The organism is Nonomuraea sp. NPDC049624 (assembly GCF_040675255.1).
Taxonomy (GTDB): Bacteria; Actinomycetota; Actinomycetes; order Streptosporangiales; family Streptosporangiaceae; genus Nonomuraea.
Genome location: NZ_JBFAOR010000003.1, coordinates 631288 through 649812 on the forward strand (window position 1 = coordinate 631288; position 18525 = coordinate 649812).

At 69.9% G+C, this 18525-nt stretch carries 4 protein-coding genes; 2 read left to right on the top strand and 2 right to left on the bottom strand.

Annotation, left to right across the window (positions count from 1 at the left end; all coding sequences use genetic code 11):
• Positions 1 to 121 precede the first annotated feature (121 nt).
• A complete protein-coding gene (locus AB0J76_RS14295; protein WP_364389598.1) occupies positions 122 to 1126 on the bottom strand; it encodes a hypothetical protein in 1005 nt (334 codons plus the stop codon).
• Positions 1127 to 1170: 44 nt separating this feature from the next.
• Positions 1171 to 1731 (bottom strand): RNA polymerase sigma factor, encoded by a 561-nt coding sequence (locus AB0J76_RS14300; RefSeq protein ID WP_352326261.1) that lies wholly within the window; start codon positions 1729 to 1731, stop codon positions 1171 to 1173.
• A 58-nt stretch (positions 1732 to 1789) separates the two neighbouring features.
• Between AB0J76_RS14300 and AB0J76_RS14305 the strand changes: the two genes are divergently transcribed.
• Together AB0J76_RS14305 and AB0J76_RS14310 are read left to right on the top strand one after the other, a co-directional pair.
• Entirely contained in the window at positions 1790 to 2278 is a 489-nt protein-coding gene (locus AB0J76_RS14305) for a hypothetical protein (protein ID WP_352326262.1), read from the top strand.
• Between the two features lie 522 nt (positions 2279 to 2800).
• The gene (locus AB0J76_RS14310; RefSeq protein ID WP_364389601.1) at positions 2801 to 18499 is read left to right on the top strand and encodes an RHS repeat-associated core domain-containing protein; all 15699 of its coding nucleotides are present in this window, start codon (positions 2801 to 2803) and stop codon (positions 18497 to 18499) included.
• The last annotated feature ends 26 nt before the right edge of the window (positions 18500 to 18525 follow it).

Genomic DNA, 18525 nt, shown 5'->3' on the forward strand with positions numbered 1-18525 from the left:
CATCTACCGCGGGCCCCGGGTGGCCCCGCCCGCCCCCCCGGGGGGACCCTCCCCGGCGGCGGGCCCCCCCCCGGGGCCCCCCCCCCGGCCCCCCCCCGGGGGCGGCCCGCGGGCCCGCCGGTCAGTCCTTGATGACCGCGTCGCGGGGGCCGCCGTAGACCGGGTTCTTGTCCAGGCGCTCCTCCGTGACGAGCAGCTGGATCACCCCCTTGGCGTTCTGCTCCGCCTCCCAGACCACCCAGTGGTCGCCGACGGGCGTGCTCTGGGTGCGGTCGATGGCGAACCCTCCCGGGTTGCCGGGCGGGACGGTGATGACCGCGAAGATCACCTTCCGTCCGAGCTTCCTCAGCTCGGGCAGCACCTCGCCGACGGTCTTCTCGTCCACCCGCAGACCTCCCAGCTCGCGGGTGCTCATACCGTGGAACTCCGGTTCCTCCTGCTCGACCGTGGGCATGGGCACGGGCTCGCAGGGCGCCACCGGGCCTTCCAACAGCCGCGTGGTGGTCAGGCCGCCCTTGCCTCTGAGGATCCAGACGAACGTCTGACCCGGGCCGAACAGCTTGGTGTTGATGCGCATCTGCACGCCCTGCGACTCGCCCGGGATGTTCTCCGGCAGGCTGTAGATGCCGCGCGGGATGTTCTCCACGACCTTCCCGCGCGGTTCGCGGCACGTCATGTCCTTGGGCACGTAGTCCACCGTCGCGGGCACGCCCAGCTCCTTCAGCCGCCGCTCCAGCTCCGGGGCGTCGTCGAAGTCGCGGATCTGGATCGTCACCATCCCGTCGTCCAGGTTGACGGCCCACGAGGCCGGTGTGCCGTCCTTCAGCGCGATCGGGACCGTCACCACACCCGCGGCCAGCGCGACCGCGGCGGCCAGCCCGAACGCCAGCCGCCTCGGCCTGACGCCGCGCCGCCTCGGCCTGACGCCGCGCCGCGTCCGCCGAGCCGTGCCCGATGCCGTGCCGGGCTCCGTGCCCGGATCCGTGCCCGGCTCTTCGGCGATGATCGCGGCCAGCAACGCCCGCGCCCCCGCGCCGGACGGCTCACCTCCCCGCTCGCCCGGCGCGACCCGGGCCAGCGCCCTGATCGCCGCGATCTCGTCGACGCTCTTCGCAGTGTGCTTCACAGTGTCGTTCGCGGTGTCGTTCGCAGTGTCCTTCGCGGTGTGCTTCACAGCGCTCCCCCCAACGGCGTCTCCGCCGGGACCAGCCGGCTCTCTGCGGTGACGTGCACGCCCGCCGACGCCAAAGCGCGCGACAGGCGTCTGCGGGCGCGGTGCAGCCTGATGCGTACGGCGTTGCGGGACAGCCCCAGCGCCTTCGCGATCTCGTCGCGCTCCAGCCCCTCCCAGGCGACCAGGGACAGCAGCTCCCGGTCGTCGTCGGACAGGCTCCGGAACGCCCGGCCGATCGCGTCCAGCTCGACCTGGGTGTCGGGCGAGTGGCCGTACCGGTCGGCCAGTTCGGCGTCGAGCTCGGCCGTGCGCTCCCGGCGGCGGTTGCCGCTCCGGAAGTGGTTGGCCAGGACCTTGCGCGCCACGCCGTACAGCCAGAGGGTGGCCTCCGGGCCCTCCGGCAGCTCGTCCACCCGCCGCCAGGCGACGGTGAAGGTCTCGGCCACCACGTCGGCGGCGTCCTGAGGCGAGTCGCACCGGCGTACGGCGTAGGCGGTGATCTGGCCGTAGGCCCGGTTGTAGGCGGCCTCGAACTTGGCCGACCGCTCGTCATCCACGGGCGGTTCCCATGGTGGATCTCCTCATCGAATCATTTGTTCGGACACCCCTGCCTATGTGCGCTCATGGGCCATCATTTCGCCGGAAACAGCGGTCAGGCACCAGCGGGCCGGCGAGTACATGCTGACGGTCGCCTTCGACTTCCCGGTGAGCACCGTCCGGTATCACCAGCACTGGGGCGAGAACAAGATCTTCCTGGAGATCGAGGACTCGCTGTACGGGTTCCGGGAGGAGTATCCGGACCTGGACTTCGTCGACCCGGCGAAAGGCGCCACCCCCGTCGCCGGCGAGATCCGGTACCGCGAGTACAACGACGGCATCACGCTCTCCGACCCCGCCCCGGACGTCGAGTCGGCGTCTCTGCGGTCCGTGCGGTGGGTGCGCGACAACGGCGGCATCTCGGTCCAGTTCCTGGCCGTGGACAACACGGTCGCCTTCTGGATGGACCGGATCGCGGATTTGGCCATCCTCATCCTCGGCGCAGCCGTCGGCATCCTCCTCACCCCGAGCGGGAGCCGCGATCCCGGCGCGGTACCGGATCGATGAGCCGTCGAGCTGCCCGCGCAGGCAGCCGTCGAAGAACTGGTCGGCGCGAACATCGGGAAATCGGAGAACAACGTCCGGGACGCCGGATAATGATTACACCTTCGAAGAACCTGTCGGCCCATATTTCAATAACAGCCCGATAAACGTTTGCGGCGCCGGTGAGCAGCCGACTACGGAACGCGCCGAAACGTCTGTGGTGGGCCCGGTCGGCTGCGCGACGGCGAAGCCCGCGCCGCAATTCTGGTAATAAAGTCTTCCTGTGTGAATCACGTCACACCGCCGCGGCCGGTCGCTTGCGCGGAAACCGAGTGAGCTGCCCCGACCTCTGAAGTCGGCTCAATTTCATGCCTCCTGCTCCATCGTGGGCCGCCTTGTCAAGATCTATTCCTGGTCGCGCTGGCTGTGTATATCTGAGGCGTTATTTATGGGGAGCTTACAGGGGTGCGCCCGGATGCCCTTGTGTTTTCTGTTTCCACGGGGAGTGTGGGCGTGACTGTGCGGCGTGCTCAGAAAAGTGCGAAAGTGCTGGGGCAGAGCGGGTTATGGCTCGGACGGGGTGCGCCGTCGAAGTGGGTCAGCCGCCTCGCGCTGGCCGCGACCGTGGCTCTCCTGCCGGGGATTCTCACCCTGGAGGCGCAGGCGGCCGTTGTCGCACCCTCTCCAACGCGGCTGGACATTCCCGGCTCTCCCTCCTCCGGCAACGCCGGCAAGGCCCCCGTGCAGCGCGCCGGATCGGCGGAGAACCTGCCGCACCTCGTCGATCCGGCCGCCACTCAGCCGCGGAGCAAGGGCAAGGCCACGGACGACGTCAAGCGCCCCAAGGGCTCGCTGCCGGTGGAGAAGCCGCGCGAGCTGCCGGACGAGCCGGCCACGGACGGGCTGAACAGCCCGCCGCCGCTGAAGTGGGAACCGGCTCCCGCCGACACCCCGTCGCGGCCGGCGACGAACGACGGCCGCCCCTCCCGCGGAAGCGCCGAGGGGGCGGGCGTCGGCAAGGCATCTCCGACGGCGCTCGACGGACGTCAGGGGAGCGGGGCGATGGCCGCCGAGACGGCTGTCCCCAGGGCGCGGACCGTGTCGGCCGTCGCCGCCGCCGCACTTCCCGTGGTGTCGGACCTGTCGGTGTCGGCGGGTCAGTTGTCGTCGGGGTTGTGGACGTTGTCGTCGACGACGCCGTATTTCGCGGCGTCGGGTGCTGATCCGGAGTCGCGGTCGTTGAAGCTGGAGGCGCAGGTCGAGCATGACCCGTCGGTTCCCGTTCAGGGGTCGGGGCTGATCTGGTCCGACAGCGGTCAGGTGTCGAGCGGTTCGTGCTCGTCCTGGAGCAAGTGCTCCCTGCAGAGCCCCACCGTGGGGGCGGGCGAGTTGAAGGACGGCTGGCTGGTGCGCTGGCGCGTGCGGGCGTCGACCTCGTCCGGCGTGGTGGGGGCATGGACGCAGTGGCAGGCCGCGCGGGTGGATCTCGCCAAGCCGGTGCTGTCCGACCTGTCGGTGTCGGCGGGTCAGTTGTCGTCGGGGTTGTGGACGTTGTCGTCCACGACGCCGTATTTCGCCGCGTCGGGTGCTGATCCGGAGTCGCGGTCGTTGAAGCTGGACGCCGAGGTCGAGCACGATCCGTCGGTTCCCGTTCAGGGTTCGGGGCTGATCTGGTCCGACAGCGGTCAGGTGTCGAGCGGTTCGTGCTCGTCCTGGAGCAAGTGCTCCCTGCAGACGCCCACCGTGACGGCCGGCAAGCTCAAGGACGGCTGGCTGGTCCGCTGGCGGGTGCGCGCGTCCACCTCGGGGCAGGTGTCGAGCCCGTGGTCGGAGTGGCAGTCGGCGCGGATCGACATCTCCAAGCCGGTGGTGTCGGATCTGTCGGTGTCGGCGGGTCAGTTGTCGTCGGGGTTGTGGACGTTGTCGTCGACGACGCCGTATTTCGCCGCGTCGGGTGCTGATCCGGAGTCGCGGTCGTTGAAGCTGGACGCCGAGGTCGAGCACGATCCGTCGGTTCCCGCCCAGGGCGCGGGGCTGATCTGGTCCGACAGCGGCCAGGTGTCGAGCGGTTCGTGCTCGACACGGAGCAAGTGCTCCCTGCAGACCGCCACCGTGACGGCCGGCATGCTCAAGGACGGCTGGCTGGTCCGGTGGCGCGTCCGGGCGTCCACCTCGGGGCAGGTGTCAGGCCCGTGGTCCGAGTGGCAGACGGCCACGGTCCAGGTCAGCGGCACGGCGGGCAACGGTCTGGGCGCCGTTCCGGCGACGCGGGGCACCGATGCGTGGACGTTGGCGTCGGTCACGCCGTGGTTGTTCGGGAAGGTGTCCGACGCCGGCGGGGCGAGGCTGGTGCTGGGCGCGGAGGTCGAGCACGATCCGGCCGTGCCGGCTCAGGGCACGGGCGTGATCTGGGCGGGCAAGGGCGCCACGAGCTACGCCTCCGGTGGCAACGCCTGGGTGCAGGTGCCGGCGGCGAAGCTGACCGACGGTATGAAGGTGCGCTGGCGGGTTCGGGGCGTCACGACCGCGGGCGTCGAGGGTGACTGGTCGGCGTGGCAGTCGGCGACGGTCGATGTGGGCAAGCCCGCGGTGTCGGACGGCGGGTGGACGCCGGCGACCAGGGGCGCGTTGTCGTGGACGGCGTCCTCGACCACGCCATGGGTCTATGCCAAGGTCACCGATCCGGACTCGCGCGCCTCGCGGTTGTGGGTGCAGATCGAGCACGACGCGGCCGAACAGGGCTCCGGGGTGATCTGGGAGGGCAAGGGCACCGCCGCCGCCCAGTCAGGGGCGAACGCCTGGGTGCAGGTGCCGGCCGCGAAGCTGACCGACGGCATGAAGATCCGCTGGCGGGTGCGCGGCGAGACCACCACGAACGTGGTCGGCCCGTGGTCGGACTGGTCCGCCACCGTCATCGACCTGCGCAAGCCGTCCGTGGAGTCGCTGGGCATGGATCCGGCGCTGCCGGGTTCGGCGTCGTGGACGGCGGGGTCGGTGACGCCGTGGCTGTATGCGAAGGTGAGTGATCCGGACAACCGGTCGAGCAAGCTGAGTGTGGAGGTGGAGCATGATCCGGCTGCCGCGGCTCAGGGGACGGGGCTGATCTGGGCGGGTTCGTCGTCGAAGGATTATGCGACGGGGACGATCGCCTGGGTGGGGGTGCCGTCGGGGAAGTTGTCCGATGGCTGGCAGGTTCGGTGGCGGGCGCGGGCGACGACGGTGTCCGGGGTGTCGGGTCCGTGGTCGGCGTGGGTGTCGGCGCGGGTGGACACGACGGTGTTCCGGACGGTTCCGCCCGGTCCGGTGGTGAGCCAGATGGCGCCTTCGCTGGGGCAGTCGGTGTCGGGTGTGTGGACGTTGCCGAGTGAGTCTCCGGTGTTCACGGCGGCGATCTCCGATGCTGATCGTCGGCCTGGTGTGCTGGAGGCCGAGGTCGAGCATGATCCGGCCGTGCCGGGTCAGGGCAGCGGGCTGATCTGGTCGGGGCAGAGCACGACGTTCGGGGAGACCTGCTTCACGGGCCAGCCGTGTGCGGCCTCGCACACGGCACCCGCGGCGGAGGGGATCCAGAACGGCTGGTCGATCCGCTGGCGCGTGCGGGCCGTGGTGCAGTCGACGGATGCCTCCGGTGCGCTGGTCGCGGGGCCGTGGTCGGGCTGGCAGCTCGCGCGGGTGGACACCTCCAAGCCGGTGGTGTCGGATCTGTCGGTGTCGGCGGGCCAGCTCGCGTCGAAACTGTGGACGCTGCCGTCCACGCAGCCGTCGTTCTCCGCCTACGGCGCCGATCCGGAGTCGCGGTCGTTGAAGCTGGAGGCGCAGGTCGAGCACGACCCGTCCGCCGCCGGGCAGGGCAGCGGCCTGATCTGGTCGGACAGCGGCCAGGTGTCGAGCGGATCGTGCTCGACCTGGAGCCGCTGCTCGTTGCAGACCCCTGCCGTGACAGAGGGCAAGCTGAAGGACGGCTGGCTGGTCCGCTGGCGGGTCCGGGCGTCCACCTCTGGGCAGGTGGCGGGACCGTGGTCGGAGTGGCAGTCCGCGCAGGTGGACACCTCCAAGCCGATCGTGTCCGGGGCATCGGTCTCTCCGGGCCAGTCGGTGTCGGGGCTGTGGACGCTGTCGTCGACGCAGCCGTCCTTCTCCGCCTACGGCGCGGACCCGGAGTCGCGGTCGCTGCGGCTGGAGGCGCAGATCGAGCACGACCCGTCGGCCGCCGTGCAGGGCAGCGGGCTGATCTGGTGGGCCGCCGGTGGGGTGTCGAGCGGATCGTGCTCCACCTGGAGCCCCTGCTCGTTGCAGACGCCGACAGTGGCGGCGGGCGAGTTGAAGGACGGCTGGCTGGTCCGGTGGCGGGTGCGCGCGTCCACCTCGGGGCAGGTGTCGAGCCCGTGGTCGGAGTGGCAGTCGGCGCGGATCGACGCCTCCAAGCCGGTGGTGTCGGATCTGTCGGTGTCGGTGGGTCAGTTGTCGTCGGGGTTGTGGCGGTTGTCGTCCACGACGCCGTCCTTCTCGGCCTACGGCGCTGATCCGGAGTCGCGGTCGTTGAAGCTGGACGCCGAGGTCGAGCACGATCCGTCGGTTCCCGTTCAGGGGTCGGGGCTGATCTGGTCCGACAGCGGTCAGGTGTCGAGCGGTTCGTGCTCGACGTGGAGCAGGTGTTCCCTGCAGACGCCCACCGTGACGGCGGGGAAGTTGAAGGACGGCTGGCTGGTTCGCTGGCGGGTCCGGGCGTCCACCTCTGGGCAGGTGTCGAGCCCGTGGTCGGAGTGGCAGTCGGCGCGGATCGACATCTCCAAGCCGGTGGTGTCGGATCTGTCGGTGTCGGTGGGTCAGTTGTCGTCGGGGTTGTGGCGGTTGTCGTCCACGACGCCGTCCTTCTCGGCCTACGGCGCTGATCCGGAGTCGCGGTCGTTGAAGCTGGACGCCGAGGTCGAGCACGATCCGTCGGTTCCCGTTCAGGGGTCGGGGCTGATCTGGTCCGACAGCGGTCAGGTGTCGAGCGGTTCGTGCTCGACGTGGAGCAGGTGTTCCCTGCAGACCCCCACCGTGACGGCGGGGAAGTTGAAGGACGGCTGGCTGGTCCGGTGGCGGGTCCGGGCGTCCACCTCGGGGCAGGTGTCAGGCCCGTGGTCCGAGTGGCAGACGGCCACGGTCCAGGTCAGCGGCACGGCGGGCAACGGTCTGGGCGCCGTTCCGGCGACGCGGGGCACTGATGCGTGGACGTTGGCGTCGGTCACGCCGTGGTTGTTCGGGAAGGTGTCCGACGCCGGTGGGGCGAGGCTGGTGCTGGGCGCGGAGGTCGAGCACGATCCGGCCGTGCCGGCTCAGGGCACGGGCGTGATCTGGGCGGGCAAGGGCGCCACGAGCTACGCCTCGGGCGGCCTCGCCTGGGTGCAGGTGCCGGCGGCGAAGCTGACCGACGGTATGAAGGTGCGCTGGCGGGTTCGGGGTGTCACGACCGCGGGCGTCGAGGGTGAGTGGTCGGCGTGGCAGTCGGCGACGGTCGATGTGGGCAAGCCCGCGGTGTCGGACGGCGGGTGGACGCCGGCGACCAGGGGCGCGTTGTCGTGGACGGCGTCCTCGACGACGCCGTGGGTCTATGCCAAGGTCACCGATCCGGACTCGCGCGCCTCGAAGCTGGAGGCGGAGATCGAGCACGATCCCACCGCGACCGGGCAGGGCACGGGCGTCATCTGGTCCGGCAAGGGCGCCACGACCTACGCCTCCGGCGGCAACGCCTGGGTGCAGGTCCCGGCGGGCAAGCTGGCCGACGGCATGAAGGTGCGCTGGCGGGTGCGCGGAGAGACCGCCACGGGCGTGGTCGGCCCGTGGTCGGACTGGTCCGCCACCGTCATCGACCTGCGCAAGCCGTCCGTGGCGGGCTTGTCGATGACCCCGGCGACCTGGGACGCCGGAGCATGGACCGCGGCCGCGGCGACGCCCTGGCTCTACGCCAAGGTCACCGACCCGGAGAACGGCGACTCCCGGCTCGCGGTCGAGATCGAGCACGACCCGGCCGCCACCGGTCAAGGGGCCGGCCTGATCTGGTCCGGCACGAGCGCGCAGCCGTCCCACTCCGGCGAGAACGCCTGGGTGCAGGTGCCGGCGGCGAAGCTGACCGACGGCATGAAGATCCGCTGGCGCGCCCGCGGCGAAACCGTCAAGGGCATCACGGGAGCCTGGACCGACTGGGTGCAGGCACGCATCGACCTCGGCAAGCCGGTGGTCGAATCGCTGGGCATGGATCCGGCGCTGCCGGGTTCGGCGTCGTGGACGGCGGGGTCGGTGACGCCGTGGCTGTTCGCGAAGGTGAGTGATCCGGACAACCGGTCGAGCAAGCTGAGTGTGGAGGTGGAGCATGATCCGGCTGCCGCGGCTCAGGGGACGGGGCTGATCTGGGCGGGTTCGTCGTCGAAGGATTATGCGACGGGGACGATCGCCTGGGTGGGGGTGCCGTCGGGGAAGTTGTCCGATGGCTGGCAGGTTCGGTGGCGGGCGCGGGCGACGACGGTGTCCGGGGTGTCGGGTCCGTGGTCGGCGTGGGTGTCGGCGCGGGTGGACACGACGGTGTTCCGGACGGTTCCGCCCGGTCCGGTGGTGAGCCAGATGGCGCCTTCGCTGGGTCAGTCGGTGTCGGGTGTGTGGACGTTGCCGAGTGAGTATCCGGTGTTCACGGCGGCGATCTCCGATGCTGATCGTCGGCCTGGTGTGCTGGAGGCCGAGGTCGAGCATGATCCGGCCGTGCCGGGGCAGGGCAGCGGGCTGATCTGGTCGGGGCAGAGCACCACGTTCGGGGAGACCTGCTTCACCGGCCAGGCCTGCTCCGCCTCGCACACCTCCCCGTCGGTGGAAGGCGTCCGGAACGGCTGGTCGATCCGCTGGCGCGTGCGGGCCGTGGTGCAGTCCACCGCTTCTCCCGGCGCGGTGGTGGCCGGGCCGTGGTCGGGCTGGCAACTGGCGCGGGTGGACACCTCCAAGCCGCTCGTGACGAGGATGTCGGCCTCGACGGGCCAGCTCACCTCCGGGTTGTGGACGTTGTCGTCCACGACCCCGTACTTCTCCGCCTACGGCACCGACCCTCAGACGCGGTCGTTGAAGCTGGAGGCGCAGGTCGAGCACGACCCGTCGGCCACCGCCCAGGGGAGCGGGCTGATCTGGTCCGGAAACGGCTCGATGTCGAGCGGTTCGTGCCCGACCTGGAGCGCCTGCTCGCTGCAGACCCCTGCCGTGACAGAGGGCAAGCTGAAGGACGGGTGGCTGGTCCGCTGGCGCGTCCGCGTCTCCACCTCTGCCAACGTGGCGGGACCGTGGTCGGAGTGGCAGATGGCGCGGGTGGACACCTCCAAGCCGGTCGTGTCGGACCTGTCCGTCTCGACGGGGCAGCTGGCCTCCGGGTTGTGGACGTTGTCGTCCACGACCCCGAACTTCTCGGCCTACGGCGCCGATCCGGAGTCGCGGTCGTTGAAGCTGGAGGCGCAGGTCGAGCATGACCCGTCCGCCGCCGGGCAGGGCACCGGCCTGATCTGGAGCGACAGCGGGCAGGTGTCGAGCGGTTCGTGCTCGACCTGGAGCCGCTGCTCGTTGCAGACCCCCGCCGTCACGGCCGCGAAGCTGAAGGACGGCTGGTTGATTCGCTGGCGCGTCCGCGTCGCCACCTCGGCCGGTGTGGCGAGCCCGTGGTCGGAGTGGCAGGCCGCCCGGGTGGACATCTCCAAGCCGGTGGTGTCGGACCTGTCCGTCTCGACGGGGCAGCTGGCCTCCGGGTTGTGGACGTTGTCGTCCACGACTCCGAACTTCTCGGCCTACGGCGCCGATCCGGAGTCGCGGTCGTTGAAGCTGGAGGCGCAGGTCGAGCATGACCCGTCCGCCGCCGGGCAGCGCACCGGGCTGATCTGGAGCGACAGCGGGCAGGTGTCGAGCGGTTCCTGCTCGACCTGGAGCCGCTGCTCGCTGCAGACCCCCGCCATCCCGGCCGGGAAACTCAAGGACGGGTGGCTGGTCCGCTGGCGCGTCCGCGTCTCCACCTCGGCCAACGTGGCGGGACCGTGGTCGGAGTGGCAGATGGCGCGGGTGGACACCTCCAAGCCGGTCGTGTCGGACCTGTCCGTCTCGACGGGGCAGCTCGCCTCCGGGTTGTGGACGTTGTCGTCCACGACCCCCTATTTCTCGGCCTACGGCGCCGACCCCGAGACGCGGTCGTTGAAGCTGGACGCCGAGATCGAGCACGACCCGTCGGTTCCCGCTCAGGGTTCGGGGCTGATCTGGTCCGACAGCGGTCAGGTGTCGAGCGGTTCGTGCTCGACGTGGAGCAGGTGCTCCCTGCAGACCCCCACCGTGACGTCCGGGAAACTCAAGGACGGCTGGCTGGTCCGCTGGCGCGTCCGGGCGTCGATCTCGTCCGGCGTGGCCAGTCCGTGGTCGGAGTGGCAGACGGCGACGGTCCAGGTGAGCGGCACCGCGGGGAACGGCCTGGGCGCCGTCCCGGCCACGCGCGGCAGCGACACGTGGACGCTCTCCTCGGCCACCCCATGGCTGTACGCGAAGGTGACCGACGCCGGCGGCTCGAAGCTGGTGCTCGGCGCGGAGATCGAGCACAACCCCGCGACCGGCCAGGGCACCGGCGTGATCTGGTCCGGCAAGGGCGCCACGAGCTACGCCTCCGGCGGCAACGCCTGGGTGCAGGTGCCGGCCGGCAAGCTGACCGACGGCATGAAGATCCGCTGGCGGGTCCGCGGCGTCACCACCGCGGGCGCAGAAGGCGAGTGGTCGGCGTGGCAGGCCGCCACCGTGGACCTGCGCAAGCCCAGCGTGGACGGCCTGGGCATGGACCCGGCCATCCGCGGCACCACCTCCTGGACCGCCGAGTCGCTCACTCCGTCGATGTACGCCAGGGTGACCGACCCGGACAACCGGCCCAGCAGGCTGAACGTGGAGGTCGAGCACGACCCGGCCAAGAACGAGCAGGGCACCGGCCTGATCTGGACCGGCACGTCCGACAAGGAGTACGCCTCCGGCACCAGCGCCTGGGCGGCCGTCCCGGCTGACAAGCTGACCGACGGCTGGCAGATCCGCTGGCGCGCCCGCGCCACCACCGCCTCCGGCGTCTCCGGGCCGTGGTCGGACTGGGTGTACGCGACCGTGACGGCCCTGCCGTTCGAGTCGTTCTCCCCGGCCCACAACAGCCAGGTCGGCACCCTGACGCCGGTGCTGTCGGCCAACGCCCGCCCCTACAACAAGGGCGAGGTCAAGTACTGGTTCCAGCTCTGCGCCGGCAGCGCGCCCAACTGGCGCTGGTGCAAGGACTCGGCGGAGAAGACCGAGGACTGGACCAAGGAAGGCGTCTGGCAGGTGGTCGACGCCCGGCTGAAGTGGGGCGAGACGTACTCGTGGATGGCGAAGGCCGCCACCACGTACACCACGGTCACCTCGTCGTGGCGGACCTTCACCCCCGTTCCCGAGCAGGGCAACATCAACGGCCTGCTGGCCGCCGGCACGCAAGGTCGCGAGTTCAACCATGTCTCGGGCAACTACGCGTCCACGGCGACGGACGCCTCGGTGACGACGGTGGGGCCGCCGCTGTCGGTGAACCGTACGTACAACAGCCTGGACCCGCGGACCGACGGCATCTTCGGCGCCGGCTGGACGACCCGCTGGGACATGCGCATCGAGGAGGAGCCGACCGGGAGCCTGCTGGTGACCTATCCGGGCGGCGAGCAGCTGCGGTTCGCGTCCATGGGCAACGGCGCCTACGCGCCGCCCGCTGGGACGTTCGCGACGATGGCCGCCGAGCAGACCGGTGGCTGGCGCCTGATGGACAAGTCGGCCACCTCCTACTGGTTCGACGCCTCCGGCCTCCTCTCGAAGATCACCGATCACCGGGGGCGGGCGCAGGAGCTGACCCGCGGCGCCGACGGCAAGCTGGCCAAGGTGACCGCGACGGGCGGCAGGTCGCTGACGTTCACCTGGGCCGGCAACCACGTCGCGAGCGTCTCCACCGACCCGGTGGACGGCAACCCGCTCACCTGGACCTACGCCTACGAGGGCGACCTGCTGGTCAAGGTGTGCCCGCCGACCTCGGCGACGGCCTGCACGACCTACGACTACGGGACAGGCTCGCGGTACAAGAGCGTGGTCACCGACTCCGGGCCGAAGTACTACTACCGGCTGAACGAGGGCGAGACCCGTACCGGCACCGTCGTCGCCAGCGCAGCGGGCTGGAACATCACCGAGCAGCAGGCCAAGCTGAACGGGACCACCCCGGCGGACCTCGGCGCGCGGGTGCCGGGCGCGCTGGCCGGCTCGCCGGACACCGCGATGCGTTTCAAGGGCGCGGCGACCTCGACGTACGTGCAGCTCCCGGCCGATGCGATCAGCGGTCAGGGCGGCGAGCCGGCGGTGGAGGCGTGGTTCAGGACCACCACGTCCGGCACGGTCATCGGGATGCAGGGCGCGGACAACGGCACGCCTCCGTCGTTCGTGCCGGTGATGTACGTGGGCACCGACGGCAAGCTGCGCGGCCAGTTCGGCACCGGCACTTCCACCACCGCGCACACCCCGATCACCTCCACCGGTGCGGTGAACGACGGCAACTGGCACCATGCGGTGCTGTCGTCGGTGGAGACCAGGCCCGCCTCGAGCACGAGCCCCGCCGAACACACGCAGACCCTCTACCTGGACGGCGCCGCGGTGGGCACGCTGGCCGGCGAGGTCCAGCACGACGAGATGGCGGAGACCCGGATCGGGTCCGGGTACGGCTCCCCGGCCTGGCCGTCGAGCACCACCAGCACCGCGCCGTTCCCGTTCAACGGCGACATCGACGAGGTCGCGGTCTACGGCAGGCCCCTGAGCAAGGCGGCCGTGCAGCGGCACTTCGCGGCGGGCAAGCCGCAGCCGCAGCTCACCAAGGTGACCCAGCCGTCGGGCCGCGTGTGGGCGGTCAACGTCTACAACCCGGACGGCGGCCGGCTGGTGACGCACACCGACTCCAACGGCGGCACCTGGAAGCTGTCGGACCCGGTGTACACCAAGCAGACCACCCTCTCCACGTTCGCGACCGTGACGGTGACCGACCCGCACGACGGCGTCGTCACCTACGTCGCCGACGCGCAGCGTGGCTACCGGCAGGTGTCGGTGACCGACCAGGTCGGAGCGACCACGAAGTGGGCCTATGACGTGGGCGGATACCCGGCCAAGGTGATCGACCCGAACGGCAACGTGGTCGAGCTGGCGTTCAACGCCCGTGGGAACCTGCTGGCGAAGAAGACCTGCAGAACGGCGGGCGCGAACTGCTCGACCGAGTACTACGACTACTTCGTCGACGTCGACAAGCCGTTCGACGCCCGCAACGACGTGAAGATCGGTGAGCGGGACGGCCGGTCCGCCTCGGCCGCCGACGAGACCTACATGACCTCGTGGACGTACAACTCGTTCGGAGAGGAGACCAGGACCACGACTCCGGCGACGGCGGACTTCCCGGCCGGGCGCAGCACGGTCAAGACCTACACCGACGGCACCGAGCCGGCCGTCGGCGGCGGCACGACCCCCGCGGGCATGGTGAAGTCCGACAAGGACTACAAGGGCTACGAGACCACGTACGCCTTCACCGCCGCCGGCGACCTCGCGACGGAGACGCTGCCGTCCGGGCTGGTCAAGAAGTACACCCATGACGCCCTGGGGAGGGTGACCGCCACGACGGAGATCTCCGAGGCGTTCCCCGAGGGGGTCACGACCACGGTCGCCTACGACGGGATGGGACGAGTGCTGTCCAGGACCGGCCCTGCCGTCAAGAACGAGGTGGACGGCAAGACGCACACGCTGCGCTGGTCGGCGGGTTACAACGAGGACGGCCTGCCGATGACGGAGACCAATGAGGACCTGACCGGAGGGGACGCGCCGCGCAGGACCGTCTACACTTACGACGCCTTCGGCAGGCAGGCGACGATCACCGGGCCCGAGGGGAGCGTGGAGACGTTCGCCTACGACCACAAGGGCCAGAAGATCTCCGCCACCGACGCACGGGGCACGACGATGGCGTACACCTACACCCCGCGTGGCGAGCCGGCCACGACGGTGCTGAAGGGCTGGACCGGCAGCCCCACCGCGCCGCAGGCGGCCACGGACGTCGTGCTGACCTCGAACGCCTACGACCCGGCTGGACGGCTGGCCTCGCAGACCGACGTCATGGGCCGCACCACCGCCTACACCTACTACGCCGACAACCTGCCGGCGGAGACGACGGCCAAGGGCGCCAGGTTGAACGGGTCGGATGCCGTGCGGGACGTGGTGGTGGACTCGAAGGTATATGACGCCGCGAACCACCTCATCCGCCAGACCACCGGCAACGGCACACTGCGGGTGGAGGCCGCCTACGACGCGGCCGGACGGGTCGTCTCCCAAACCGTGGACCCGGGCAAGCTGAACCGGGTCACCACACCCGTCTACGACGCCAACGGCAACATCACCAAGATCAGCCTGTCCGCGGCGGGCACCGACCGCGTCGAGTCCGTCGAGTACGCCTACGACGCAGGCGACCACCCCGTCCGGCAAACCGTGCACAACGACGGGCAGGACCTGGTGACCACGCTCACCGTGGACGACCGCGGCCTGGTCACGGCGACGACCGACCCGCGCGGCAACGCCGCCGGGGCCGACCCGGCCGCCTACACCACCGACGTCACCTACGACAGCAGGGGCCAGAAGACGCAGGTACGACTGCCGTCGGTGCAGGTGGAGCGGGCGGGCGCCGCTCCGGCGACGCAGCGGCCCACGGCCAAGATCGGCTACAACACCTTCGGCGAGCTCACGCAGCAGGTCGACCCTGAGGGCCGGCTCGTCAGCTCGACCCTGGACCGGGTCGGGCGGGTCGTGGAGCAGAAGCTCCCCACCTACACGCCTCCCGGCGGACAGCCGGTCTCGCCCAAGGCCACCACCGTCTACAACGCCGCCGGTGATGCGGTCAGCGTGACCGACCCACGCGGCCAGACCACGACCGCGGTCTACGACGGGCTCGGTCGCAAGGTGCAGGTCACCGCGCCCAGGGCGGGCTCGGCCGCGGCCGGAGTGTGGAACTACGGCTATGACCTGCTGGGCGAGGCGCTGTGGACGACGGATCCGACCGGGGCGCGTGCGGAGTCCACGTACGATGATCTCGGCCGGCAGATCACCTTGACCACGATCGAGCGCAAGCCGTCGCAGGCGGTGTACGTGACGAAGATGGAGTATGACGACGCCGGCCGGGTGACCAAGACGACCCGGCCGACCGGCGACACCTCCATCCGCACGTACGACGCCACCGGCGCGCTGGCCGGGCAGACCGACGCGCTGGGCAACACCACGACGTTCGGCTACGACCTCGCCGGCCGCCCGACGACGACCACCAACGCGCTGGGCCTGACCAGCAAGGCCGGCTACGACCTGGCCGGCCGCAAGACCCGGATCCAGGAACTGGACGACGCCGGTGCGGTGCTGCGCACCCACACCATCGGCTACGACCTGGCGGGCAACGCCACCAGTCAGACCTCCGGTGAGGGGCACATCACCGAGCGGGTGTTCGACGCCGCGAACCGGCTGATCGAACAGCGCGAACCGGTCTCGGCGACCGAGAAGATCACCACCACGTTCGGCTACGACGCCGCGGGTGCGCAGACCCGCTCGACCGACGGCCGCGGGAACGCCACCTACGCCACCTACAACAGCCTGGGCCTCCTCGAGTCGATGATCGAGCCGAGCACCGCCGCCCACCCCGACCCCGCGGACCGGACCTGGACCACTCTCTACGACGCCGGCGGCAACTCGGTGACCAGCCTCCTACCCGGCGGAGTGCGCGTAGACCGGATCTTCGACGAGCTGAACCGCCTGGTGAAGCAGACCGGCACCGGCGCCGAGGCGAACACCGAGGACAAGACGTTCGGCTACGACGCGGCGGGCCGCCTGACCGCCGCCGATGATCTCAACTTCACCCTCAACGACCGCGGCCTGCTGCTCAAGACGGCAGGCGCGGGCGGCGACCTCAACGCCTACGCCTACGACGCCGACGGCCGCCTGGCCCAGCGCGTCGACGTGACCGGCACGTCCACCTTCACCTGGGACGGGGCCAACCGGCTGACCCAGTCGATCGACCCGGTCAGCAACACCGCCATCGACTACGGCTACGACAAGGCCAACCGGCTGACGTCCATGGCCTACGGGACCTCGGGCGCGCGGCGCAGCTACACCTACGACGCGCTGAACCGGCTGACCAAGGACCAGCTCACCACTGCCGCGGGTGGCGCGATGGCCTCCATCGAGTACGGCTACGACCTCAACGACAACCTCACCTCCAAGACCACCACCGGCACGGCCGGGGCCGGCACCAACACCTACGCCTACGACCAGTCCAACCGGCTCATCTCATGGACCGCGCCGGGCGGCACGAAGACCGCCTACGAGTGGGACGCCTCGGGCAACCGGGTCAAGGCCGGCGACAAGACCTTCACCTACGACGAACGCAACCGCCTGACCTCGGGCGACGGGCACACCTACACGTACACCGCACGCGGCACCCTGCTGGAGGATTCGGCCGGGATCGTCCGGCGCACCAAGTTCGACGCCTTCGACCGGCTCATCAATGACGACGCCGTCACCTACGGCTACGACGCTCTCGATCGTGTGGAGACCCGCACACAGAGCGGGCAGACCTTGTCCTTCGCCTACGAGGGGGTCAGCAACAACCTGGTGGCCGTCACCGACGCCAACGGCGCCAAGCGGGCCACCTTCGGCCGCGACGCGCTCGGCCGCACTCTCGGCATCAACGACGGCACCGGCGCCCAGCTGGCCTTCTCCGACCTACGCGGCGACCTGATCGGGGCCTTCGCCGCCAACGCGACCGCCCTGGCTGATTCGGTGGCCTACGACCCCTTCGGCGAGGTCATCACGCGCACCGGCCCCGAGCACGCGCTCGGTTATCAGGGCGGCTACACCGACCCCACGACCCGCATGATCAACATGGCGGCCCGCTGGTACCAGCCGACCACCGGCAGCTTCGTCTCGCGCGACACCCTCACGCAGAACCCCGACCCGTCGGTCCAGCTCAACCGCTACGCCTACGCCAACAACAACCCCCTCACCAACGTCGACCTGGACGGGCACAAGAGCAAGCCGAAGAAGAACCCGGTCGACACCTACGAGGAATGCAAGGGGCAGAAGAAGAAGAGCAAGACGTGCGGAGAGATCATCTCCGACCACAACCGGTGCGTCAAGGACTACGGAAAGTCGTACTGCAAGGAGTCCGAGAAGGAGTACACGACCTGCCGCAAGGAGAACGGCAAGAGCTACTGCAGCGCGACCAAGGACGTCTACGGGGACTGCCGCGCCGATGCGAAGTCCCACATGGGAGTGGTCTCGAAGGGCGGCAGCCCGGGGTCGTGCAGGGACGCGGCCTCGACGTACGCGGAGTGCCGGGCCGCGGTGATCGATCGGCCGACCTGTCTCGACGCCAAGGACAACTACATCGCCTGTCGCGCCGAAGGAAGCACGAGGAAAGTCTGCGTCGAGGATGCCGGCAACTATCGAACCTGCCGGGCCGGCCATCCCAACTCCAAGGAGATGTGCGGCAACGCTTCGGAGATGTATCGCGGCTGCCGTTACGGCAACAAAACCAGCCAGCCCGTCTGCGCCGCGGAGAGTGATTACTACGTCAAATGCCGGGATCAGGCGAAGGACGCCAATCACAACGACTGCAAAGACTTCGCCGGCAGCTATTCCGACTGCATGTCCTCCAAACAGTACGGCAACCATTCGGCGCAGTTCTGCAACACCGCGTACGACTCGCAGATGACGTGCATGAAGACGGACCGCGTCAAGGACTGCAACTGGGTCGACGACGTCTATCTGGAGTGCGCGAAGAAGATGAAGGGGGAGCAGCCCTGCACGCAAGGGGGCGGCTTCACCGGGAAGAAATGCAATGCGAAGGGCGGCGACTGCGTCTACTACCTGAGCAACTCCGCCGCCAACCTCCTCGCAGCCGGCCTCGGTGCGATCAGCACGTTCGGGGAGGCATTGTGCGCGCTAAGCGCCACTACAATCATCGGCATACCGCTGGGACTTATCTGCGGGGCGGCGGCCGGAATCCTCGGCGTGGCGGCAGCGGTGATCCTGAACCACAACAAGGGGAACGGGATCTGGTTCAAGTTCAAAACGGGCACGTACTATGATCAGCAGTCCGGATTGTTCGTACCGATGGTCAAGGAACTGAATATTGGATCGCAGTAGGCCGACGTCGGGGCGTGGAATACGAA